Genomic DNA, 22,605 nt, shown 5'->3' with positions numbered 1-22,605 from the left:
AATCGATTGGGACGCGGGGTAACAGGTGGGTCTGAGAACAAGAATTGCCGGGCTGGCAGGTTTCATGGCCGGCCTTTTCCATGCAGCAACGGCGCAGGCGCAAGAGCTTGCCGATCCCGCGGGTTCGGGCGTTTTGGTTTCCGCGGTTCGTTGGCTTGAAGGTACGCTTCTCGGGACAGTCGCGACGGTCGTGGCGGTCATTGCAGTCGCGACGGTCGGCTTCCTGATGCTGACCGGACGGATCAACTGGCGCTACGGGGCGACGGTGATCGTGGGCTGCTTCATCCTGTTCGGCGCCGCGAGCATTGTCGCAGGCATCCAGTCCACCGCCAACCTCGGTCGTTAGGGGCATGAACGGGGTCGAACGGGACGCCGTATTCGTCGCGTTGACGCGGCCGCAGATGTTTGCGGGCGTAACCTACAGCTATTTCGTCGCCAACGCGGTAATCGCGACCGAGCTCTTCCTGGTCTTTAAATCGATCTGGGCGCTGGTGATCGCGCTGATCATCCATTTCGCGGGCGTGCTGCTTTGCCTACGCGAACCCCGTTTCTTCGATCTATGGCTTGCCAAGGTCGGTCGCTGTCCACGCGTGCGCAATCACTCGATCTGGCAATGCAACTCCTACCGGCCCTGACATCCTCTCCGAAAGTGGTGGCAAGGGAGGCGCCGGCGGGCAAGCATCTGCCGTACAGCCACCATGTCGACGGACATACGGTCGCCACGCGCGATGGCCTGCTGATGCAGTTCATTGCCATGCGCGGCCTCCTCTTTGAGACCGCGGACACCGAAGAGATCAATTATCGCAAGCGCCTGCGCGACGCCATGTTGCAGGCGATCGGCTCCTCGCGCTTCGCACTCTACCATCATATCGTGCGCCGCCGGGTCGAGGTCGGTCTGGACGGCAAGTTCGACGATGCCTTTTCGGCGAAGCTTGACGCCGCCTGGCAGAAACGGCTCGACCGGCGCGAGCTGTTCGTCAATGATCTTTATCTCACGCTAATCCGCCGCCCACTGCAAGGTCGCGTCGGGCTTCTCGACAGTCTGCGCGACAAGCTTAGCCGCACGAGTTCGCCGGTCGAAGTGGCTGCGCAGGATCTTCGTCAACTCGATGCAGCGCGCGAGGCCTTGATGGCTGCGCTCGGCAGCTACGAGCCGACGCTCCTCAAAGTCTACGATAGCGAAGCTGGACCTTGCTCCGAACCGCTCGAGTTTCTGTCGACGCTCTACAATGGCGAAGATCGCCCCATTCTGCTGCCGACGCAGGATGCCGGTGCCTATCTACCCGATCGCCGTATCAGCTTCGGGCAGGAAGCAATCGAGCTTGCGCCCGCGGGCCGCGCTGACCGTGGCTATGTCGGTATAGTCTCGATCAAGGATTATCCCGGGCAGACCAGCCCGGGCATGTTCGATGAACTCTATCGTCTGCCTTTCGAGCTTACCGTCTCGCAATCCTTCGGCTTCATCGAACGCCAGGCCGCGCTCGGCCGGATGAACCTCACCCTTCGCCGGATGCGATCGGCGGAAGACGAAGCGCTCAGCCTGCGGTCCGAACTCTCGAACGCCAAGGACGAAGTGGCGGCTGGCCGTTCGGGGTTCGGCGAGCATCATATGACGATCACTATCCGCGGTTCCTCGCTGGAAGAAGTCGATGCGGGCGTTGCCGAGGTACAGGCAGCACTTGCTGATCTAGGTATCATCGCGGTGCGGGAGGAGATTGCCCTAGAGCCGGCCTTCTGGGCGCAGTTCCCTGGCAACTTCAAATATATCGCGCGCCGCGGCCTGGTCTCGACGGGCAATTTCGCGGGACTGGCGAGCGGACATAATTTCGCGCTCGGCCAAGCGCGAGGCAATCATTGGGGCGAGGCGGTGACGCTGCTCGAGACGACCGCTGCAGGGCCCTATTTCTTCAACTTCCACCAAGGTGATCTTGGCAATTTCACGGTCATCGGGCCCTCGGGATCTGGCAAGACCGTCGCGCTCAACTTCCTGCTTGCGCAGGCACGCAAGTTCGACCCCCGGATCGTCTTCTTCGACAAGGACCGCGGCGGCGAGTTATTCATCCGCGCAATCGGTGGACGCTACGACGTTCTGCGCCCCGGCACGCCGTCCGGCCTCAACCCGCTGCAACTCGAGGACAATGCCGCCAATCGCCAGTTCCTGATCGACTGGCTCGCGCTCCTTGCAGGCGGCGCCGACGTCGAGGAGCTTGGGCAGATCAAGGATGCGATCGACGCCAACTATGCGCAGCCGCCGCATCATAGACGGCTGCGCCACATCGTCGAGCTGTTCCGTGGCGGGCATCGACCCCATGCCGAAGATCTCTGGTCGCGCCTCCGGCCCTGGTGGGGCGAGGGCGAACGAGGCTGGCTCTTCGACAACGAGGTGGATGAGACAGACCTGTCGGCCCGGTCGGTCGGGTTCGACATGACCCAGATCCTCGACGATCCGGCGGTGCGGACGCCGGCGATGATGTATCTCTTCCACCGAGTCGAGGAACGCCTCGACGGGAGCCCGGCGATTATCGTGGTGGACGAGGGCTGGAAGGCGCTCGACGACGATGTGTTCGTGCGCCGGATCAAGGATTGGGAAAAGACGATCCGCAAGCGCAACGGCATCGTCGGCTTTGCCACGCAAAGTGCGCAGGATGCGCTTGAGAGCCGGATTGCCAGCGCGATCATCGAGCAGGCCGCAACGCAAATCTTCATGGCGAACCCCAAGGCGCGTGCCGACGACTATGTCGACGGGTTCGGTCTGACGCCGCACGAATATGAGTTGGTGCGTTCGCTTCCGGACAGCGCGCACTGCTTCCTCGTCAAGCATGGAAACGAGAGCGTGGTCGTTCGTCTCGACATGACCGGCGAGCGCGAGCTGCTAACGATCCTCTCGGGACGCGAGCGGACCGTCCGCATCCTCGACGAGCTGCGGGCGGAGCATGGCGACGCGCCCGAGGGTTGGTATGCGCCGCTGATGGAGCGCGCGTGATGGCGTCGATCTGCGATAGCATCCCGAGCCCCGAGAGTTTCGCGCCGAGCGCGATCCGCTTCCTTGATTGCCAGGCACAGCTGCTTGGCGCCGAGGGCTACAAGGCGCTGGCTGCACCGGGCTCGACCGCATCGATCCTGCTGACCGGCATGACGACGCTGCTGATAGCTTTCATCGGCTACCGGATGCTGTTCGGGCAGACACCGACGATCCGCGAAGGGGTGCTGACCTTCGTCAAGATCGGCGTCGTATTGGTCCTTGCGACGAGCTGGCCGGCATACCAGGCCATCGTATACAATATTATTCTGCATTCGCCGGCTGAACTGGTTTCGGCGATCGGCGCCCCGACCAACTTGCCGGGGAGTGGGGGTGGGCTGGTCGCGCGCGTTGACGCCGTCGACCAGGCGCTCAAGATTCTGGCGATCGATGGCGTGGGCGCGCCGCCAATGGGCCCGGATGGCCGCCCACTGATCCCTTCAGTAGCTCCGTCGCCCTTCCTTGGCTTCGACAATTTTGCGCTCGGATTTTCGCGGGTCATTTTCCTGGTCTCGACTGTCGGAGCGTTTGCGATCGTACGGATCGCCGCTGCTTTGCTCCTCGCGCTCGCGCCGCTGTTCGCTGCTTTCCTGCTGTTCGATGGCACGCGCGGATTGTTCGAGGGCTGGCTTAAGGCGATCCTGGGCACGGCCCTTGGAAGCTTGGCCATCGCGGTCACGCTCGGTCTCGAACTCGCCTTTATGGAGCCTTGGCTCGCGGAGCTTCTCGCAAGGCGCGCCGGTGAACTCGACGTCATGGGAGCGCCGGCGCAGTTGCTTGCTGCCACCACGATCTTCGCCATTGCGCTGGCCGGCGTGACCTGGCTGACCGCGCGGATTGCCATGAGCCTGCGGATCCCGGCTTGGCTGAAGGCTTTTCCCGCTAGCTGGCAGGAAGATCAGCGTGGGAGAAGCGAGGCTTCGCGGCCCGCAACGGCCGCGCATCCACCGATCGAAAGTCGCTCGCGCGCGGCGGCGATTGCCGATGCGGTCGCCATCAACGAGCGCCGTGAGGCTGCGGCTGCCGACGCGGGCGGAGGCTCGCGGGCTCTTCATATCGCGCGCAGTGCGGGCCGAAGCGATGCCGGAGAACGGTACGATCGGCGAGAGGCTCTCTCCTCTGCAGGCCGCCGAACCCGCCAAAGAATATCCAGCCGCGCGATTGCCAGGGATAAGCGTCTATGAAGAAGTCTGCCGAGGAGGCGCTCGATGCCTATTATGCCGAAGCGGATAGCTGGGCAAAGGATCGCACTGACGCACTGCGGAGCTCGCGACGCACGGCTTGGTGGGTTGCAGGTGCTGCGGCGACGGTTGCGGTATTCGAGGCGCTCGCGCTGCTATTCTTGACCCCGCTCAAGACGGTCGAGCCATACACCCTGCTCGTTGATCGGCAAACCGGCTTCGTGCAGCAACTGAAGCCGCTCGAGCCGCAGACGATCTCGCGTGATCGTGCACTCACCCAGTCGTTCCTGGTCCAATATGTGATCGCGCGCGAAGGGTTCGATATCGACCTGTTGCAGAATGACTATCGAAAGGTCGCGCTCTGGTCTGACGGCGCGGCGCGCGAGGATTATCTCTCCGAAATCCAGGTCTCCAATCCGGAAAGCCCGCTCGTGCGCTTGCCCCGCTCATCGCTCATCGATGTCGAAGTAAAAAGCGTCACGCCGCTCAGCGAGGGCACAGCGATGATCCGCTACGACACGCGGCGGCGCGATGCGAACGGCCATGTCTATCCCGCCGAGCCGTGGGTGACGGTGGCGCGGTTCAGCTACAGCGGCGAGCCGATGAGTGCTGCCGACCGGATGATAAACCCGCTCGGGTTCAAGGTAACGAGCTACCGGAAGAGCGCCGAAGCCTTGGCTGTGCCCGAACCCGCTGCCGTGACCGCGCCGGCTGCCGCAACGGTTGTCGCCGACCCGCGGACGACAAGCGCAGCAGCTTCGGGACTCGCCCGCCCATGATAGCTCGGTCGCTCGGCCTCCTGTTGATGCTGTTTGCGACCGGGGCGCAGGCGCAGGTGCGTCCGCAGCCGAGCGGGGGCGATCAGCGGATGCAAGTGGTCGATTATCGCCGTGACCAGGTCGTCCAGATCGAAGGTGCGCCGGGCTACCAGGTCCTGATCGCGCTTGCCCCCGACGAACGCATCCAGAATGTCGCGCTCGGCGATAGCGGTGCCTGGCAGGTCGTGACGAGCCAAGGCGGCAACATGCTGTTCGTGCGGCCGACGCAGGATGGCATCAGCACCAACATGACCGTGATCACCAGTGCCCGCTTCTACGCGTTTGATCTGGTTCCGGTCGCTTATGGCTCGCCGCCATACGAGGTGAGGTTCAATTATCCCGCCGATACGGCTGATGCGGTACTAGGCGGGCTCAGCGCGATGGGCGAGCCGGTTGGGAGCTATCGGCTGAGCGGAACCAGGGCGCTTTGGCCGGTCGCGATTCATGACGATGGCACCAAGACTTACATCGATTGGCCGGCCGACACTCCGCTCCCTGCCGCTTTCATCATCGACGAATATGGCCGCGAAAGGCTCGCCAACGGCAACATGCGCGGCGGCCTCTATGTCATCGACAGCGTTCACCAGCAGCTCCTGTTTCGTATCGATCAGAAGACGGCGCGTGCGAAACGCTATATCCCGAAGGACAAGGCCCGATGACCGAGCCCGTCAACGACCCCGCGGAATCGACGGGCGCGATTGAGCGTGGGGCGCTGCCGCGCGTGGCAAAGCCATCTGCCGGGCTGTCTACGACTGCGATCGTGATCGGGGCTGTCGTCGCGGCGATCATCCTGTTTTCGATCCTCGATGCGCGGCGACGGTCGCTGGCCGCGCCGGCGGTGCGTCCCGCGCGCGCTGACCTCGCTGCCGTCTCCGACGCGCCGCCGCCGCTCTACATCCCGCCGTCGTTGCCGCCGGCGATGGCCGTGCCGATTTTGCCGGTTCCCGGCATCGCTCCCACGCCTCGGGTCCCCGAGGTTCGACCGATCCCCGCATCGCCGCCGTCGTCGCCCGTGCCGCTCGGCCCGCCTCCGATTTCCTATGCGCCGCCGCCGCCGGTCGCTCCGCCGCGAACGGTTAGCGGCGCGATCCTGGTGATGGATAATTCCCAGCCGGCATCGGGCGACCGCGCCTCGGCTGCATCGGGCGGCGAGCTGTCTTCAGCTGGCAGCGACATTGCCGGGCGGAGCAGGGCAGGGGCTATGTCCGACCGGGCGACTACCGTTCCGCAGGGCACGCTCATTCCTGCCGTGCTGGAGACGGCATTCAATTCGACGGGTTCGGGGTTTGCGAGAGCGTTGGTGCAGCGCGATGTTTACGGCTTCGACGGCACCCGCGTCCTTATCCCACGGGGCAGCCGCTTGATCGGTGAATATAAGTCGGAGACTGCGCAAGGGCAGAAACGCGCGTTTGTCACCTGGACCCGGCTTATTCGTCCCGACGGCGTGACGATCGCGATCGGTTCTCCGACCACCGACCCTGTCGGCGTCGGCGGCATTCGTGCCAAGGTCGACAGCCACTTCTTCGAACGTTTCGCCGGATCGATCCTCCAGACAGCGATGCTGATTGGCGGCAATCTCGCTGCGCGGTCGGTAGGGGACTCGGTGGTGGTTGCGCTTCCCGGATCATTCCCAGGAGCAGCAACGTCGACGCCGGCGACGCAAATTCCGCCCACGCTCAGCGTACGTCAGGGAACGAGCATCAGCGTGTTCGTCGCCCGCGATCTTGATTTCACGACGGTTGAGGTTCGGCGATGACGGCGCTCGCAGATCGTGTCTACCTGCAGAGCTATCTCGCTCCGCTCGGCTTTGCGCTGGACCGCGAGGATGTGACCGACATTTATATCAATCGACCCGGCGAGGTCTGGCTGGAATCTCTCGGAGGCCAGATCGAGCGACATGAGGCCCCGGAACTCGATGCCGCCCTGCTTCCCCGGCTCGCGCGGCAGGTCGCTGCGCTAAGTCATCAGGGCATCAGCCGCGAGCATCCACTGCTGTCGGCAAGCCTTCCGGACGGTTCACGCATTCAGATCGTAGCGCCGCCGGCGACGCGCGGTGAATTCGCAGTCGCGATCCGCAAGCATGTATCGGCCGATCTCACACTTGATGATTATGTGTCCGCCGATGCCTTTCGCAATGTCCTGAAGGGAGAGGGAGTATCGTTGGCGGCGCTTGAAAGAGTTCGGGGGCTGGTTGACGAAGGGGATATCGGAGCCGCGCTGCGTGAGGCTGTAAGGGGTCGGCTCAATATATTGATCTCGGGCGGGACCTCTTCGGGGAAGACGACCTTCCTCAATGCGCTGATCCGGGAGATTCCGGCCGACGAGCGGTTGATCCTTATCGAAGATACGCCCGAGATCCGATTGAAGCATGAGAATGCGGTTGAGCTGATCGCGGCGCGGAGCGCGCTCGGCGAAGCGGATGTGACAGCCAACGATTTGGTATCGGCGTCTCTTCGCATGCGGCCCGATCGGATCATTCTTGGTGAGCTGCGGGGGCCAGAGGCTTTTGCTTTCCTCCGCGCGGTCAACACGGGGCATCCGGGATCTATGACGACAATACATGCTGATAGCGTTGAGCGCGCATTCGAGCAGCTTGCATTGCTCGTGCTTGAGGGCGGCTCGACGCTTAAGCGCGACGATATTCTTGCATACGTTCGCACGACGTTGGATGTTGTTCTGCAGGTTAGCCGTGGTCCAAGGGGGCGCAACGTCTCTGGCGTTTCGATACGAAGCTCTGACGTTGAGATCGGATAACCTAGGAGCTTCCCAGTTAACTCGCCCCTAATTGAGGGGCGCGTCACTTGGATTTTACTGGTGAATTGAGATCAATAGCATCTATATATCACATGTGATTAAATGTTAACAAAATAACTTCTGGGCCGCGAGCCGGTAAATTGGCCTGAACGGTCAATTTAAAGCATCGGGGAGTTGAGTAGAGCTCAGACCGCATCCGATTTCGCCGGGTCATCAATCCTTTCGAGGATACTTGCTGCCCCATAAAGACGCACCGCATACTCCAAGACATCTGTACCTTCGCATTCAGGGTAAGAAGAGATGCCAATCATCCAGTCTATCCCGAGAAAAACAAGCTCTTGCGGGGTAAATTGGGCTATAAACATCATTGTATATTCTTCGCTTCTATCTGCAATGAAGAACTTAAAGTCTCCTCGATATTTCTGGATCGCGAATTCCGGTGCGCACCCCTGCGAGCTGATGAAGTCAGAAATCTTTTTTATCCAAAAACAATATTCAGTCGCTTCTGGATAAATTTCGATCCTCTCCATCGGAATCGACAGGCGCTCCCGAAGGCCCTTGGCTTTTTGTTCTGAAAGTGGATAGATCATCAGTCGTGATAACGGATTGAACCGTCCCTCCTTCTTACCGGCTGCCCGCCTTCAACACGGGGCGTTGCGGCATGGCTGTGCGGTTTTGAATCATGCGGCTGCTTCCCTCCAGAATGAGGCTGATGCCGAGAAACAACTACAGGATTTCCGCGGCTGTCGCGCGTCATTTGTTGACGCTCTGCTTTCGGAACGGGTTTGCCGCCAAGTCCTTTTACATCCGACCTGGGGCGCGAAGTAGGCACACCTGCGTTGCGCAAGGCGGCACGGTCTGCGGCACGACCGGTGCCAGTGGCTACGCCACTGACTCGATCACCGGCTTTGACCACTCGTAAAACTCGTTCGCCGCCCCGCGCAGCCTTGATCGCGGTACCTGCACCGCCTGGAACAAAAGGAACAATCGTAGCTGCGCCGTCAACGACCACACCGATCGTGTCGACAACCCCCGCTCCTATGTTTCCTTCCGAGAAATTATCTACCGCGCTTGCGACGCCGATGGCAACATTCGCAGCGTCCCAGATGGTTTCCAGTGCTTCGCCACCGGGATCAACGTTATTAACCGGATCATCTGCGGCATACGCATAAAGGTTAATCTGATCGTTATAGCCGATGGGGTCGGTTTGCATGAAGCGTCCGAGCGTCGGCGAATATATCCGTGCTTTGTAGTGATACATCCCGATTTCCGGTATCCAAATCTGTCCTGTATATTGGAACCGCCCGGTATTTGTCGCGTCGGGAACGCCCCAATCGTCATAACGATCAGCTGCAACAAGCGCGCCAGCCGCATCAGCTATCGAGACTATGCTGCCCTGATGATCCGCGAACAGCATACGGCGACCCGTTGTTATCGTAGTGCCTTCGTACCATGCTATCGGGTCATCAGCTTCAATCCCATGCACGTAACGACGCAGGACTGTGCCGGCAGAATTATACTCGCCGATCAACTCATCGCCATCATAGTGGAACCGGGTGATCCCGCTGCTTCCATTTGTCTCGTACAGCCGACCGAGCGGATCATAGCGCAGGCTGGCCCTAAGCGTCCCGCCATAACCGCTCGTCGCAGTCGGGCAACTACCACTCTGCTGTGCCCGCGCCTCGACCAACCGGTTCTCGACGTCATAGAGGAACACCGTCGTGCCATCGGCCGTCAGGTTGCCGTTGGCATCGTAGCAGAAGCTCGATCCGCTCGATGTCGAGGTATATTGGTTGAGCCCGTTCACTTGGTAGGTGCGCGCAACATTGACATCGCCGCCATAGATATAGGCGTCGTTGTTCCGCGAGCGGCTGATCATCTGGCTCGCGACATTATAGCCGAAGCCGAAGCCGATATCGCCGTTCGTGCCCGCCATATCATGCGCCAGGCTCGTTGGGCGCGACAGCGCATCATAGCCGAGGCTGGTGGTCACACCGCTGGCGAGCGTTCGCCCGGTGACTTCGCCCTTTGCATTATAGCTTTGCGACAGGAGCCCTGTCCCGACGGCTGTAACGCTGAGCAGCCGGTTCAGGCCGTCGTAGCCATATACGACCGCACTGCCGTCGCCATGGGTCATGGTAGTCCGCAAGCCGTGATTATCCCAGCTGTAGGTCAAAGGCCGCGATGCGCCGTCCATGGCCTGCGTACTGCTCGTTGGCCGGCTTTGATTGTCATAGGCGAATGAAATGCCTTCGCCGCTTGCACTGTCGAACCGCGCGTAGAGCTGGAGCCCGCGAAGGTCATAGCCGTAGTAGACGTCGCGGGTGTGCGTCGTCCCCAAACCCGTGCGCTCGGGAACCGTCTTCGCCGTGACACGGCCAAGCGCATCATATGCGAAGCTAATTGTCGATCCGTCGCGCTTGCGGAGGCTCGTTCTCCGGCCGCCGACGTCGTAGCCATATTCCTCATAATCGGTCGTCGAGGATTGGCCCGACGTGGTCAGCGACGGGAAACGCCAGCGCTTGAGCCGGTCATGGCCGTCATATTCGTAAGTCGCGGTCGTGCCATTGGCGTCGGTGACCGTCTTCTGCTGCCCGTTAGCCGTATAGCTATATTCGACATAATCTTGCTGAAGCGCGGTGCCATAGGCTCGCTGAACCTTCTGCAGCCGGCCGGGAATGATGTAGGTGTTTCGGGTGATGCGATCATTGCCCTGCGTGCCGGCGGTCCCCAGCGTGCAAGCTGAAGATGGCAGGCTCCCAAACGCAGCGGAGTTCATGCGGACAGCGGTGCATTCCAGGTCGCCAGCTGCGGTGTAGCTATATTGGGTGACAGCCTGGACAGAACCGTCCGCACTCACCGCGTCCTTGGTCTTGCGGCCCATGATGTCGTAAGTGGTGTCGACGGTCTTGAAGATCGTGAAGCCTGTCCAACTCGCCGGGGCAACGGCTTCCGACTGCCAACTCGATAGCTCGCCGCTCTCGACCTTGATCAGCAATCCGCGACTGTCATAAGTATTGCGCGTGGCCGCGAACTTGATCGGCCCCGCGCCATCGGGATCGGGAGCGATCGTGCCCGTGACACGGCGGGCAACGTCATAGCGCATCGCCGTCATGTCGCTTGCCGGCGCGCTTTGTGCTTGTGCCCCTGCGGTCGGCACCGCCGCCGCAACAGCGGCGATTGTCAACAGGATGCGCTTCGCATTGGCGACTTTAAGCAAGTGAGCCATCATGGGCAGCTCGTCCCGACCGGCGCCGGGCTTGTTTCGCTGATCCGGTTACCCACCGTGTCGTAGCCATAGCATGTGCGGATAGGCGTCGAGCCGTTCGCGTCGTCGACAGTGCCACGGAGCAGCAGATTATTGGCGCCCGTTGTCGGGCCATATTCATAAGTCTTCACGACCTCGTCCCCCGCGATCGCACAGCCGCTGCCGGACGCAGCGCCTGTCTTGCAGTAGCTTTCCGAAGCGAGCAGCCACACCGGCGGCTGCATCGCGACAAAATTGCCGCCGCTATCCTTGGCCATCGCGTTGCGCTGGACATAGGTATAGCGCTTCTGCGGTCGCACGCCGTTCACGGCTGGGCCCGTTTCGGTCAGGGTGCCGCCGTGGGCGGGATCATAAGTGAAATCGGTCTGGTTGTTGAAGGGATCCTTCTGCCAGATCGGCTTGGTGCAGAGAGTGATACTGGCTGCATCGCAGATGTAAGGCGATGCGTAAGCGGGGGCATAAGGAAAGCTCTGCTGCGTAACGCGGTCGGGCTCGCTCGATCCGGGCTTCGGCTTTTCGGTGATTGTCAGCGCGTTCCCGATCGTGTCCCGCAGGATCGAGATGCTGTTCCCCTCAGGGTATGTGATCTTGTTGATAGCCGTGCCACTATATTCCAGATTTACCGTCTGACTCGTCATCTGGACGTTGCGAGCCAAACCGCGTTCAAATGTGACGTTGAACCCGAATGAGGGGCCGCTTCCCCACGCGTAGCTATAGTGCGTGCGCGGATCTCCGGGGAAAAAGGGCGGATCATCATCTCCCTTGATCGGGAACTGATAGTGGTAGGTCCACTGCTGCCCGTCCGGCTGCGTCTGGATCCGAACCTGATCCGGCTTCGTTTCCTGCGGAATCTCGCCCGGCTGCGGGCCGTAGACGTTCGTGAACTCGCAGGTCGAGGTGTCGGGGAAGGTCACGCACTCGAGAAAGGAACTCGAGGTCCAGTTCACCGTTGTCGTCCGTCCCTCGATGTCGACGAAAGACTGGAGCCGCTTATAATCTGGCGACACGACGGTGTAGGTCGCCGTGATCGTCTGAAGGGCGCCGGTGCACGGCGTCGAGGTCGTGACGTAGGTAGCCGTCAAGTTGAACCCGCATATCTTGACCTGCGAACCGCCGCCCGTGCGCTCGTACCTGATCGCATAGCCGCGATTGCTTTGAAGAAGGATCGGCTCGGCGTTCGCATCATAGCTGATATCGATGCGGTGGCCGTCGGCGTAGACGACGCTGGTGGGCCGAGCCTTGGGGAGCGCATAAGCGCCGCCATTATATCCGGGGATCGGGGTCAAGGTGTAGGTTGCGCCGGTTTTGTCGGTAAGCGTGTAGACGCTGCCGTTCCAGGCGAGTTTCCATCCCTGTGCGGTGGAATTCCATGACAGGAAGCTGGTGGCCCCCCCGGATGTCGAGTTCGGATAGAACTGGAGGTCGGCTTCGCCAAGCGACACGAACGCCGTGGTTTGGCTGCCGCCACCGGCGGTCGGCAACCCGGCGACATAAAGGCCACCAAGAAATGGAAAGTCTGCCTGGTTCACGCCGCGCTGAAGAACGAAAGGACCGACGGACAGGTTGAAGGGCTGGTACCGGAATTTCCCGGTCTGGATATTCACGCCCATCGGCGTTTCCATCATGACCGACGGGAATTCATAACGATAATCGCTCCCGGCCTGCGCCCAGGCGGAGCTGGGGGTTAGGGGCAGCGCGGCAAGAGCAAGGCCAATTCCGATTGATGACCATTTCATTGTGTTTGCGCCCATTCTCTTAGCTGCACCCGGTTCCGCTGGTAACCGTGACCGTAAGCGATCCTGTGGTCGTCAGGCCTTGTGCGTCGCGGACCACGTAGTTCACTGTTTGCGATCCCGTCGCACCATAGGCGGTCACACCGATGTTGGAGGCGGACTCGACTGACAGGCTGGCCTTCGTCGAGCTGCCGACCGATACGAGCGTCAGGGCGCCGCCCTCGGGATCATAGTCGTTCGCCGTCACATTCTTGCTGACATACTGGCAAACCTTGACGCTGACAGAATCCGCCGCGGTGACGGGCGGAAGATTGGGGCCGGCACTGGCATTGATTTGCGCGGATGCCGACGCTGTTCCGAGCGATGCTCCCGTTGATGGTGCGCTCAGTGAAACCGAGAAGGTTTCGAGCGCCTCCGCCGAGGTATCGTCGATGATGGGAATCGAGATCGTCTGGACGGTTTCCCAATTGCGGAAGGTCAGCGTTCCCGATGTGGCCGCGAAATCCCCCGGCGCTGCGGCGGTGCCGTTGGCCGTCGAATAATTCACGGAAAGGGAGGTTTGCGCCGGCCCCGTCTTCGTGATCGTAAAGACGGCATTCGAGCCCTCGTTCACCGCTCCAGATGGCCCGGAAATCGAAAATACCGCGGCGTTATTCGGTGGAGGGGCGGGAACGCCGACGGCCTGGGACGCGCGATTCCCAGCCGGGTCGTAAGCGGTTAGCGCTGACTTGCCGCTCCTGGAGCCGCCGCTGTTACTCGAGGATATGAGACGCCCGAGCTCGTCGTAGGTATAGGTGGTAGTTTCAGAGGCCGCCGCGCCTTGCACCAGCACCATTACAAGCGCGAGAGCGCCCGCACTCCATCTTTTCCGCATCCGACCCCCCTGTTGCGCCGGACCAATCTTTCAGTTGAACAGCCCGACGTCAACAAGCCGTGAGTGTAAGTCACCAATTCGGTTGTATTTTTTGACAGCTGCCACTCTGCGCCAGGTGAAGCCGAGAAAGCTGCCGAGAAGAAGGGTTGCAAGCAACCATCTCGGCTTCATCTGGTGCAGAGGGATGGAAAAGAGAAATTGCGTGATAACGATTGCGCGCCGCAGAGGAGTCTTCCTAGAATGGGCGCGGGTCAACCAGTGATGGATGCAAGCCGCCAATTTGGAAGTTTCTGCGCGAGCTGATCCGCCGCGCCTAAATTTTGACCAGCTCTTCGTGGCTGACATTAAGCGCGATGGCGATTTCATACAGCGTGACCACTGTCGGGTTCCGACGGCCGTTTTCGAGCCCGCTAATGTACTGCTGGCTGAATCCTGATTTCTCCGCGAGCTGCTCCTGCGTCAGGCCTTGGTCGCGGCGTATCCGCTCCACATTCCTGCCGACCAGTTTGCGCATATCCATACACAAACAACTGGCCTTGCCTCGCACGCGAGTTTATCAACTATAGTATGTATTCGTGAGCGCGGGGTTGGAGAATGGATGTGCGTAAATGGGTGACTGGGTGTGCAATGGCGGTAGCGTTGACGGGCTGTTGGGATCCCGCTCCGATTGCCGGGGCGGGGCACGACGACGAGCCGCTCACATGGACGAAACTGAAAGATGGCAGCTTCCTTGCGCGAACCAGCCTTGAGAGTCCGGAGCAAAAGTACTGGGAGAGCGTTACCCGGTGTTGGCCCGTCAGCAAGGGATTCGATTGCATCAAAGCTATGCGGATATTTATGGATATCGGCGACGAGACTCGGATCACGCTCGACTTTGACAAGGAGCTTCCGGAGGACGGCATTCCGAGTTCACAGATAGCAAATAATTATCAATGCCGAAGCCTGATGGGCGTCCACGAAGAGATCGGGACTGGTCCGCTCGCCTCGCGCAACGTCTTGCTTCAAGGCCCTTGGTCTAAATCCTATGTGAGCCGCTTTCTGGCCGATAACGGCATCCAGGGCCGATGGTTCGGTTGCGTCGACGTTATGCGTGCCATCAATGCCGGAAGTCTGGAAACGCTGGGAACGACTATTGTCACTCGCCGGATGGCACTGGGCAAATAAGCGGTGCTCAGTCCCCCTTAATCTTCTCGTCGCAGCCGCCGTTCAGCAGATTCGTCCGCCGGGGGTCGTCCAAATCCATCGCTGGCACGAACCTGACATTGATCGTGTGCTCGGGGATGACCTCCTCATTCTCGTTGCCGATCGACAGCAGGAGGCGGAGAGCCCGGCTGGCGCCGGGCTTACCCGACACCGCATCGCGAACCGCAGTGCGAGCGATGAGTTCGCGGTTGGTAATCTTGACCTTCTTCCCGCCGAGCGTCACCTCCGTCTTCTCGTCGAGGACTTTCAGGATATCCGACGTCAGGGTCCGAGGCTTCTTTTTGCGGCCTGCGGCGGCGCGGTTCCCGGCTTTGAACCGGGTGGCCTTCGGCGGCCTTTTGTAGCCGACTTCATAGCCGAAGGGGTCCTCATCGTCGACATCGAAGCTCGAAGCCGGGAGGGCATCATCGTTTTCGCCGCGCTTGGCCATCGCTCTACTCCTCGCTGAAATTGGTGGCCGGGAAGAGCTCGCCGGTCCAGAGATTCACCGGGCGGATGCCCGTCTTTCGATAGAAGCGCGCGAGCGAGACATCGACATAGCCGGGGTCGATTTCGATCGCGCGCGCCACACGCCCGGTCCGCTCGCAGCTCAGAAGAATGGTGCCCGAGCCGCCAAAGCAGTCGAGGACAACGTCGCCGGGCTTGGTGCAGTCGAGGATCGCATCGGCAATCAGCCCCACCGGCTTGACCGTACTGTGCATCTTGAGTGCTTCATCCCGGCCGGCACCGAAGCTGCTCATGCCGGGGCAGTCCCAAACGTTCGTGCGGGTGCGGCCGTGCTTGCCGAGTTCGACATTGTTGCGGTGAGGCGCGGAGCCCTTCTTGAACACTGCAATCAGTTCATGCTGAGAGCGATAAAGGCTCCCCATCGAACCCTTCATCTTGTTCCAGACGCACAGCGCCTTGAACGCATTGAACACGCACGAACCCACCGTGATAAGCGTCGCGATCGAGCGCCAGTCCATGAACAGATAGATAAGTGCGCCGTCGCAGCTGTAGTCGCGGATCTGGACGCAGACCGCTTCGAGGAATCGCTCGAACTCGCTCGCGGACATTTCGCCGCTGGCCATTTCAAATTCGCGGTGGCGGTTCTTGCCAAGCCCGGACACATGGCCGTCGATCGGCACGTTGAACGGCGGGTCGGCAATGGTCATGGCCGCCCGTTCGGCGCCCATGAGGATGCGATAGCTATCGGCATCGCGCGCATCGCCGCAGAACAGCCGGTGCTGGCCGCACTGCCAGAGATCTCCGCGCTGCGAGACCTTCGGAACATTGGAAATCGCGAGCTGTTCTTCCGGCTCGGGCTCGGGTTCCCTCGCCTGGCTGATGATGTGGTCGATCTTGCCAATCTCGAAGCCGGTGTCGACGATCTCGAAATCGAGGCCGGCGCCGAGGTTGATCAGCTTCTCGAACTCGGACGCGAGCATGGTGTCGTCCCACGTCGACAGTTCGGCGATGCGGTTGTCAGCGATAGCGAAGGCGCCAAGCTGCGCCTCATTGAGGCCCTCGATTGCAATCGTCGGCACGCTGAGCAGGCCGAGCTGTTTCGCCGCTTCAACGCGACCGTGACCGGCGATCAGCTGGCTGTTCTCATCGGTGAGCACCGGGACGTTGAAGCCAAAGCTTTTGATGCTTGCGGCGATCTTAGCGATCTGCGCCCTGCTGTGCTTCCGGGCGTTATAGGGATTGATCTGAAGGTCGGCGAGGGGGCGGTAGATTACTTCGAGCTTGGACATGGCAGGTCTCCTTTCCCGCCAGAGTCGTCCGGTCATGCTTGTCCCGTAAGGCTGAACTAATCATATTCTCCGCGCCAACAGCCGGCATGCGATCTCAACGGGCTCGGCGAGGATCCAACAGCTCCTTCCGCTGCCGTCGCGTGGCTAGTCGACGAACGCTTTGACGGACGCGCCTGAAATAAGCGAGGTTGCGGACGTTCGCAGAGATTAGCGCCCGGCCCAGTCCCGAAAGGGAAGGGAGCGCAGAACCGGGCGCCTATCGCTCGCCAGCTCGCTTCGCTGGCGGCGAGTTCGATATCGCAGACTCATTTTCCATGATCGCACGGGCGGATCATTGGTTGCATAAAATCACGACCAGCTTCTCGCGGAAGTTCTGCGGGTGACGAAATCCACTCCCAATTTCAAAAGCGGTGGTTTAGAATCTCCTCCATAAGATCATCTGCATATGGGGAGTCGCAGGATGCTTATTGCTTCAATTCTTCTGGCCGCTGCTGCACCGGCCCCTGCGGGCAATGTCGATACGACGCGCGCAGCTTTTACTAAGTGCCTTCGTGGCCATCTCAAGAAGTCGCTAGAAGCCAAAATGGGCGACGCTGAATTCGAGATGTCGCTGAAGGCTGCTTGCGACACCGAACGCGAAGCCTTTCGCGCTGCCGTTACCGCAGCCAATCGTGCGGGCGGGGATTCTGCCGCCGACGCCGCCGATAACGCAGAAATGCAGATCGAGGACTACGGCGCCAATTTCACCGACAAGTTCAAAGACTATTCGTCGACGAACACCATGCCGGGCGATGATGGCTAAGCCCAACAAGGGCTGACCAAAGGATCAAATGCCAGCCATCCGGCAGGGCAGAGATTTCTCTGTTCTGCCGAATGGTTTCGCTTTCCTACATTTTCCGAGTGTGTCAGGCCGGTCCTTATGAAGGATCGGGATAGCAAAATGCGAGATCGAGCCCTCGCAATCGAATTCTGGCTCGCCGCTCTCCTTGTCGGCGGTGCATTTGTGGCAGGGCTGGTGTCTGCCGTGAAGGAACTCTTGGCGCCCTAGCGGCGAGCTTCGACTAAGTGCCTGCGCCGGCCTGCATCGCCAGTTCATCATCCATCATCTGCATTAGCGCTCGGATCCTGGTTCTCAGGATCCCGAACTCTAATGCGATCACCGCGTCTTGCCGACCGGCGGCGAGCAGGATTCCGCGAAGTACCTCGTCGGAATGCCGCATCAGTTCGACAAGATGGACGCCGCGCGGCGCATGCGTTCCAGTAAGCCACAGTTTGACGCAGCTCTCGCTCGCACCGGTCCAACGCATCGCAGTCTTCACAGCCCGGTGCGTGTGACCAAGCTCCTCCAAAAGCGCATCGGATAACATCCTCGCGAATAGAAGATTGGGATCGCTGCTCGGGGTCAACTTCCTAGCTGTTTTCGGCAACATCTTGGCTCTCCTGCCGGTCTATAGTCGCCCCGAGGTTCGCCATAGACTCGCGGAAACTACCGGCTGGTTGCCGCCGCATAGACCGCACGAGCTCCAAAGGGTGATGCAGATGGTCAGCTGGAATGGTCGATCAAAGGGCCCGGCGCAGGAAGACGGCGTCGTACGCGCAGCGGAATATGTCCGGATGTCTACGGACCATCAGCGCTATTCGACCGAAAATCAGGCGGATGCCATCCGGCATTACGCCGCGAGCCGGAACATCGAGATAGTTCGGACCTACGCGGATTCAGGAAAGAGCGGCCTCAGCATCGATGGTCGCGATGCGCTTAAACAACTGATCGAAGATGTCGAGGCGGGAGCCACAGACTTCACGACGGTTCTCGTCTATGACGTCAGCCGTTGGGGCCGTTTTCAGGATGCCGATGAGAGCGCCTACTATGAGTATATCTGCAAGCGCGCAGGCATCACCGTCGAGTATTGTGCCGAGCAATTCGATAACGATGGCAGCCCGGTGTCAACGATCGTCAAAGGCGTGAAGCGTGCCATGGCCGGCGAATATAGCCGCGAGTTGTCAGCGAAGGTTTTTGCAGGGCAAGGCCGTCTGATCGAGAAAGGCTTTCGGCAAGGCGGGGCTGCTGGTTTCGGATTGCGCCGCCTTCTTGTCGACGAGCAAGGTAACCGTAAGTCGATTCTGGACCGCGGCGAGCACAAGAGCATTCAGACGGACCGTGTCATCCTGACGCCGGGACCAAAGGATGAAGTCGACATCGTTCGAGACGTCTATCGCGCCTTTGTTCATGAAGGCCGATCAGAAGCCGAAATTGCCGCCGAGCTCAATCGACGAGGAATTCGTACCGACCTTGGCCGGGACTGGACCCGCGGCACCGTCCATCAAATGCTGATCAACGAGAAATACGTCGGCGACAATGTCTGGAACCGGCAATCCTTCAAACTGAAGCAGAAGCGCGTTCGCAACGAGCCGGGCATGTGGATCCGGGCGGAACGAGTCTTCGCAGCGATCGTCGAGCGCGATCTGTTCGAGGCTGCAAAGACGCTTATCGATGCCAGGTCCTTTCGCCTATCTGACGAAGATATGCTGACAGCGCTCCAAGGGTTATTTGAACGCCGTGGTCTATTGTCGGGCCTCATTATCGATGAGTGCGACGGAATGCCTTCCAGCAGCGCTTACGGTGCGCGCTTTGGCAGCTTGCTCAGGGCCTACAGCCTTGTCGGCTACACGCCGAATCGAGATTATCGCTACGTCGAGATCAATCGCGCGCTGCGTCGTCTCCATCCGGACCTTCTCGAAGCGACCCTGGAAGGCTTTCGTGCACAAGGAAGCCGTGTGGTTGAGGAGGGCCACGACCGTATCGTCATCAACGGCGAATATAGTTTGTCGATCGTAATCGCTCGATGTTGTTCAACGCCCACTGGTCTGCTCCGTTGGAAGTTACGCTTCGATACGTCGCTCCTTCCGGACATCACGCTTGTCGTGCGGATGGACCAAAACAATGACGCGCCGACCGACTACTATCTCTTTCCGCATATCGACATTGCTTCCGAGCGGCTGAGATTGGCCGAGGAGAACGGCCTCGGGATTGATGCCTATCGGTTCGAAAGTCTCGATTATCTGTACGAGATCTCGGCACCAGCTTCACTGGCAGCGGTGGCATGACTGCATCTCGCCGTCCGCCGGTCGAGATGATACCGATATCGCAGATTGCCGTATTGAACCCTCGTTCACGCAGCTCCCGGCAGCATCGCGAAATCGTCAAAAATATTGAGGCTGTGGGCCTCAAGCGGCCGATTACGGTTAGCCGCCGCGCCGGCACTGGCGGGCCGGTCTACGACCTGGTTTGCGGCGAAGGGCGACTATCTGCATTTCAGATGCTTCAGCAAACAGAGATTCCGGCGGTTGTGATCGAGGCTTCCGAAAGCGAATGTCTGATCATGAGCCTCGTCGAGAATATCGCTCGGCGTGTGCACCGGCCGATCGACCTTATCAAAGAGGTTGGTACCCTCCGTCAACGCGGTCATAGCGAGACTGAGATCGCTAAAAAGATCGGGGTCAGTTCTTCTTGGGTCAATTTGGTTTTGACCCTCATCGAGCGCGGCGAGGAGCGGCTTCTCTCTGCCGTCGAGACTGGTCTCATCCCGATCACTCTCGCCATGGAGATCTCGCGAGCAGAGTCCGATGAAGCCCAAAATCTCCTGCTGGACGCTTATGAAAAGGGAGATCTGCGTGGGAAGAAGTTAGCCGCCGTCCGCAGACTTCTCGACGCCCGCATGGCTGGGCAAGCGAAAGGCTTGCCGGCAGGTCGCTTCGGCCGAAAGCGATCGGGCCGCCGACTGACACCAAACGAACTTATGGAGATATACCAGCGCGAGGCAGACAAGCAGCGGTTGCTCGTTAAGAAATCGGACTTCGTCCAGCACCAGCTGATGTTCGTTGTCGAGGCCATGCGGGATTTACTGGCAGACGATGGCTTCAGGACATTGCTGAGAGCGGAAGGCCTTTATCAAGTGCCGCGCTGGCTCGAAACGAGGTTGAGCGGCCATGGCACCGATTGAACATATGGGCCACTTGTCAAAGCGAAGAGTTCATGCCGCGTTCGACCGGGACTTCGTAACGCTTCCGGTGGATGCGATCATTGCCCTAAAAACGCTGCGGCCTGAATTTCGCGAAAGCCGAAAATATGTGCAAATTGTCACGTCGATAAAGGCGGTTGGTCTCGTGGAATCGCCTGTGGTCGTTTCGGCGAGCGACGGAAGCGGTCAATATTACCTGCTCGATGGTCACATGCGGATCGAGGCTCTCAAGGACCTCGGTATTCCGACTGTGGATTGCCTGATCGCGACCGACGAAGACACATACACATACAATAAGCGGATCAGTCGCCTGCCTCCCGTTCAGGAACACCGCATGATCGTGCGGACAGTCGAACGCGGTGTAGATCCAACCGAAATCGCAGAAGCGCTCGGCTTGGAGGTGCAGACAATCGTGAAACGATTCCGTCTTCTCGACGGCATCAGCGCCGAAGTTGCGGGACTGCTCAAAGATACCACCTGTTCGATGAAAGTGTTTGATATTCTGCGTCGCATGTCGCCGATGCGTCAGGTCGAGGCCGCCAGTTTGATGATCGGACAGAATGTATTCACCCCGGTTTTTGCAAAGGCGTTGCTTGCCGCAACGCCCGATGAACAACTGGCTAGGCCGCGTCGATCTGGACGCATCCCGAGCCCAAATGGTCAGCAACTCGCACGGATGGAGCGAGAACTTGCAGTTCTGCAAACACGTATCAAATCGGTCGAAGACAGCTTCGGAGTCGATGTTTTGCACCTAACCTTGGCGCGAGGGTTCATGGTCAAACTCTTGGCTAACAATGGAGTCGTCCGGTGGCTCGCTAATAATCGGCAAGACTATCTTGCTGAGTTTCAGCGTGTTGCGGAGATCGAGGCGCTCCAGCCGGGATTGGACGCACAACCTCCCTAACGAGGCGCCTCAGGGTTTGGGTATTTCTCCCCATCTCCCAATCGTCTTGTACAGACCCCTGTTGCCCCGATGAGGCCAAGGCTCTGGTATGGGGGTAAGTCCTCTTGTGAAAGTCTGCTTGTCTGTTATCCCGTGCGCCGTTGGGCGCAGCTCTAGTGGGAGCAGCAATGGCGGACGATACCGAAATCTTGCGCGGCATCTTGGAAAGGCTCGTACAGGAACAGCACATCCTCGATAGCCTCGGCGAAGCGAACCTTGCGCGTGATCTAAGTCTGCCGATCGAGCGGCTCCGAGCACGGATCGGCACTGACTGCGGCGTCGACCGTGAGGATCGTATCAGCCACTAGGTTTTAAGCCATCGAAGTACTGATCCATGCGTTCCTTCGCGTCTGCTGTCAGGCGGATAAAAATTCGCCGGCCGTCCTTATCGTCAGCCTCGCGTTCAAGCTGACCATCGTCCGTCATTGTTTTGATCCAGCGTAACGCTGTCGTGGCCGGCACCGCTGCAGCGATACAAAGGCTCGAGATCGAGACAGGAATCTCTTCGTAATGAGCTGCGTAGAGATCCAGCAGAATATCCCATGCCGGGTCGGCGAAGAGATCGGGCTGAAAACAACTTTCGCGCGCCCGGCGTTCCCGGATCATATTACGTATGAGCTTAGCCCTGCCTCTCGCAAAAGACATCGGTTGTTGCTGCTCTGCGATATATGACGGCCTGAATGTCGGAGCTGGCCTGAAACCGAAGCCATAATTTGGATATGGCTCCATACCCAAGCTACTTTCGATCTGCCTCAATCGTGTGACAATCTCATCCATCGAGATATGATCGCGTGGTAACTGTTGGCCCATGTCGCACCCCCATGCTTTCCCACGCGCAGTAATGACGCGGATTCCGCGTCGATTCTCGCGGAGTTAATTCCGAAATGGACCGAGGAAGAGGAAAGTTACTGTCGGATTAGCGATATTAACATTAGTTGGGTGAGATTAAGCGCCAATATCCGTCAGTGCGACTAACTGACGCTCGCTGTCACAATGCAGCCGTGTTGGCACTATTTTCCGCCATATCGGCGCCTAACTCTGTCTCTGTCGAACGTAC

General features: G+C 59.8%; 23 protein-coding genes. 14 read left to right on the top strand and 9 right to left on the bottom strand.

Going from position 1 to position 22,605, the window contains the following annotated elements:
• Positions 1 to 31 precede the first annotated feature (31 nt).
• The 8 genes from L7H23_RS08770 to virB11 are packed head-to-tail and all read left to right on the top strand — an operon-like array spanning position 32 to position 7,772.
• Positions 32 to 346, top strand: a complete 315-nt coding sequence (locus L7H23_RS08770; protein ID WP_345790426.1) for a TrbC/VirB2 family protein — start codon at positions 32 to 34, stop codon at positions 344 to 346.
• A gap of 4 nt (positions 347 to 350) precedes the next feature.
• Positions 351 to 635 carry a type IV secretion system protein VirB3 gene (locus L7H23_RS08765; protein ID WP_237838961.1) on the top strand — a complete coding sequence of 95 codons (285 nt, stop codon included), beginning with the start codon at positions 351 to 353 and terminating at the stop codon, positions 633 to 635.
• Positions 614 to 2,983: a VirB4 family type IV secretion/conjugal transfer ATPase gene (locus L7H23_RS08760; RefSeq protein WP_237838959.1), complete on the top strand. Its 2,370-nt coding sequence runs from the start codon at positions 614 to 616 to the stop codon at positions 2,981 to 2,983. The genes L7H23_RS08765 and L7H23_RS08760 overlap by 22 nt, the downstream gene beginning before the upstream one ends.
• Positions 2,983 to 4,203: a type IV secretion system protein gene (locus L7H23_RS08755; protein ID WP_237838958.1), complete on the top strand. Its 1,221-nt coding sequence runs from the start codon at positions 2,983 to 2,985 to the stop codon at positions 4,201 to 4,203. The genes L7H23_RS08760 and L7H23_RS08755 overlap by 1 nt, the downstream gene beginning before the upstream one ends.
• The gene (locus L7H23_RS08750) at positions 4,200 to 4,979 is read left to right on the top strand and encodes a type IV secretion system protein (protein ID WP_237838957.1); all 780 of its coding nucleotides are present in this window, start codon (positions 4,200 to 4,202) and stop codon (positions 4,977 to 4,979) included. Before L7H23_RS08755 ends, L7H23_RS08750 begins: the two co-directional genes overlap by 4 nt.
• The gene (locus L7H23_RS08745) at positions 4,976 to 5,677 is read left to right on the top strand and encodes a TrbG/VirB9 family P-type conjugative transfer protein (RefSeq protein ID WP_237838956.1); all 702 of its coding nucleotides are present in this window, start codon (positions 4,976 to 4,978) and stop codon (positions 5,675 to 5,677) included. The genes L7H23_RS08750 and L7H23_RS08745 overlap by 4 nt, the downstream gene beginning before the upstream one ends.
• A complete protein-coding gene (locus tag L7H23_RS08740) occupies positions 5,674 to 6,774 on the top strand; it encodes a TrbI/VirB10 family protein (protein WP_237838955.1) in 1,101 nt (366 codons plus the stop codon). The genes L7H23_RS08745 and L7H23_RS08740 overlap by 4 nt, the downstream gene beginning before the upstream one ends.
• Positions 6,771 to 7,772 (top strand): P-type DNA transfer ATPase VirB11, encoded by a 1,002-nt coding sequence (gene virB11 / locus L7H23_RS08735; RefSeq protein WP_237838954.1) that lies wholly within the window; start codon positions 6,771 to 6,773, stop codon positions 7,770 to 7,772. The genes L7H23_RS08740 and virB11 overlap by 4 nt, the downstream gene beginning before the upstream one ends.
• Positions 7,773 to 7,957: 185 nt before the next feature.
• Here virB11 and L7H23_RS08730 read toward each other — a convergent pair whose 3' ends face one another.
• The 5 genes from L7H23_RS08730 to L7H23_RS08710 all read right to left on the bottom strand — a co-directional run bounded on the left by L7H23_RS08730 (position 7,958) and on the right by L7H23_RS08710 (position 14,167).
• Complete coding sequence (locus L7H23_RS08730) at positions 7,958 to 8,362, bottom strand: hypothetical protein (RefSeq protein WP_237838953.1); 405 nt, start codon at positions 8,360 to 8,362, stop codon at positions 7,958 to 7,960.
• On the bottom strand, positions 8,362 to 11,004 hold the full coding sequence (locus L7H23_RS08725; protein ID WP_237838952.1) for an RHS repeat-associated core domain-containing protein: 2,643 nt from the start codon (positions 11,002 to 11,004) through the stop codon (positions 8,362 to 8,364). Before L7H23_RS08725 ends, L7H23_RS08730 begins: the two co-directional genes overlap by 1 nt.
• Positions 11,001 to 12,776: a hypothetical protein gene (locus tag L7H23_RS08720; protein ID WP_237838951.1), complete on the bottom strand. Its 1,776-nt coding sequence runs from the start codon at positions 12,774 to 12,776 to the stop codon at positions 11,001 to 11,003. Before L7H23_RS08720 ends, L7H23_RS08725 begins: the two co-directional genes overlap by 4 nt.
• 19 nt (positions 12,777 to 12,795) lie before the next feature.
• Positions 12,796 to 13,608 (bottom strand): Calx-beta domain-containing protein, encoded by an 813-nt coding sequence (locus tag L7H23_RS08715; protein ID WP_237838950.1) that lies wholly within the window; start codon positions 13,606 to 13,608, stop codon positions 12,796 to 12,798.
• A gap of 352 nt (positions 13,609 to 13,960) precedes the next feature.
• Positions 13,961 to 14,167 carry a helix-turn-helix transcriptional regulator gene (locus L7H23_RS08710; RefSeq protein ID WP_237838948.1) on the bottom strand — a complete coding sequence of 69 codons (207 nt, stop codon included), beginning with the start codon at positions 14,165 to 14,167 and terminating at the stop codon, positions 13,961 to 13,963.
• 74 nt (positions 14,168 to 14,241) lie between these two features.
• Between L7H23_RS08710 and L7H23_RS08705 the strand changes: the two genes are divergently transcribed.
• Positions 14,242 to 14,811, top strand: a complete 570-nt coding sequence (locus tag L7H23_RS08705; protein ID WP_237838946.1) for a hypothetical protein — start codon at positions 14,242 to 14,244, stop codon at positions 14,809 to 14,811.
• A 7-nt stretch (positions 14,812 to 14,818) separates the two neighbouring features.
• On the opposite strand, the gene L7H23_RS08700 is transcribed toward L7H23_RS08705, so the two are convergent.
• Both L7H23_RS08700 and L7H23_RS08695 read right to left on the bottom strand, forming a co-directional pair.
• Positions 14,819 to 15,280, bottom strand: a complete 462-nt coding sequence (locus L7H23_RS08700; RefSeq protein ID WP_237838945.1) for a DUF5681 domain-containing protein — start codon at positions 15,278 to 15,280, stop codon at positions 14,819 to 14,821.
• 4 nt (positions 15,281 to 15,284) lie between these two features.
• Entirely contained in the window at positions 15,285 to 16,622 is a 1,338-nt protein-coding gene (locus tag L7H23_RS08695; RefSeq protein WP_237838944.1) for a DNA methyltransferase, read from the bottom strand.
• A gap of 424 nt (positions 16,623 to 17,046) precedes the next feature.
• Here L7H23_RS08695 and L7H23_RS08690 point away from each other — a divergent pair, with 424 nt between their 5' ends.
• Positions 17,047 to 17,388 (top strand): hypothetical protein, encoded by a 342-nt coding sequence (locus tag L7H23_RS08690; RefSeq protein ID WP_237838943.1) that lies wholly within the window; start codon positions 17,047 to 17,049, stop codon positions 17,386 to 17,388.
• A 259-nt stretch (positions 17,389 to 17,647) separates the two neighbouring features.
• On the opposite strand, the gene L7H23_RS08685 is transcribed toward L7H23_RS08690, so the two are convergent.
• The gene (locus L7H23_RS08685) at positions 17,648 to 18,016 is read right to left on the bottom strand and encodes a hypothetical protein (RefSeq protein WP_237838942.1); all 369 of its coding nucleotides are present in this window, start codon (positions 18,014 to 18,016) and stop codon (positions 17,648 to 17,650) included.
• Between the two features lie 109 nt (positions 18,017 to 18,125).
• On the opposite strand from L7H23_RS08685, the gene L7H23_RS08680 reads away from it, so the two are divergent.
• The 4 genes from L7H23_RS08680 (at position 18,126) to L7H23_RS08665 (ending at position 21,856) form a co-directional block, all read left to right on the top strand.
• Positions 18,126 to 19,691 carry a recombinase family protein gene (locus tag L7H23_RS08680; RefSeq protein ID WP_275671237.1) on the top strand — a complete coding sequence of 522 codons (1,566 nt, stop codon included), beginning with the start codon at positions 18,126 to 18,128 and terminating at the stop codon, positions 19,689 to 19,691.
• Positions 19,688 to 20,587, top strand: a complete 900-nt coding sequence (locus tag L7H23_RS08675) for a plasmid partitioning protein RepB C-terminal domain-containing protein (protein WP_237838941.1) — start codon at positions 19,688 to 19,690, stop codon at positions 20,585 to 20,587. Before L7H23_RS08680 ends, L7H23_RS08675 begins: the two co-directional genes overlap by 4 nt.
• Positions 20,574 to 21,509: a plasmid partitioning protein RepB C-terminal domain-containing protein gene (locus L7H23_RS08670; RefSeq protein WP_237838940.1), complete on the top strand. Its 936-nt coding sequence runs from the start codon at positions 20,574 to 20,576 to the stop codon at positions 21,507 to 21,509. The genes L7H23_RS08675 and L7H23_RS08670 overlap by 14 nt, the downstream gene beginning before the upstream one ends.
• Before the next feature lie 167 nt (positions 21,510 to 21,676).
• Positions 21,677 to 21,856 (top strand): hypothetical protein, encoded by a 180-nt coding sequence (locus L7H23_RS08665; RefSeq protein ID WP_237838939.1) that lies wholly within the window; start codon positions 21,677 to 21,679, stop codon positions 21,854 to 21,856.
• On the opposite strand, the gene L7H23_RS08660 is transcribed toward L7H23_RS08665, so the two are convergent.
• Entirely contained in the window at positions 21,846 to 22,325 is a 480-nt protein-coding gene (locus tag L7H23_RS08660) for a winged helix DNA-binding protein (protein WP_237838938.1), read from the bottom strand. The genes L7H23_RS08665 and L7H23_RS08660 overlap by 11 nt on opposite strands.
• Positions 22,326 to 22,605: the final 280 nt, after the last annotated feature.

This window comes from Sphingopyxis sp. BSN-002 (genome assembly GCF_022024275.1).
GTDB lineage: Bacteria > Pseudomonadota > Alphaproteobacteria > Sphingomonadales > Sphingomonadaceae > Sphingopyxis.
Note: the sequence above shows the minus strand (reverse complement) of the source record. Positions and strands in the feature narration are given on the sequence as shown.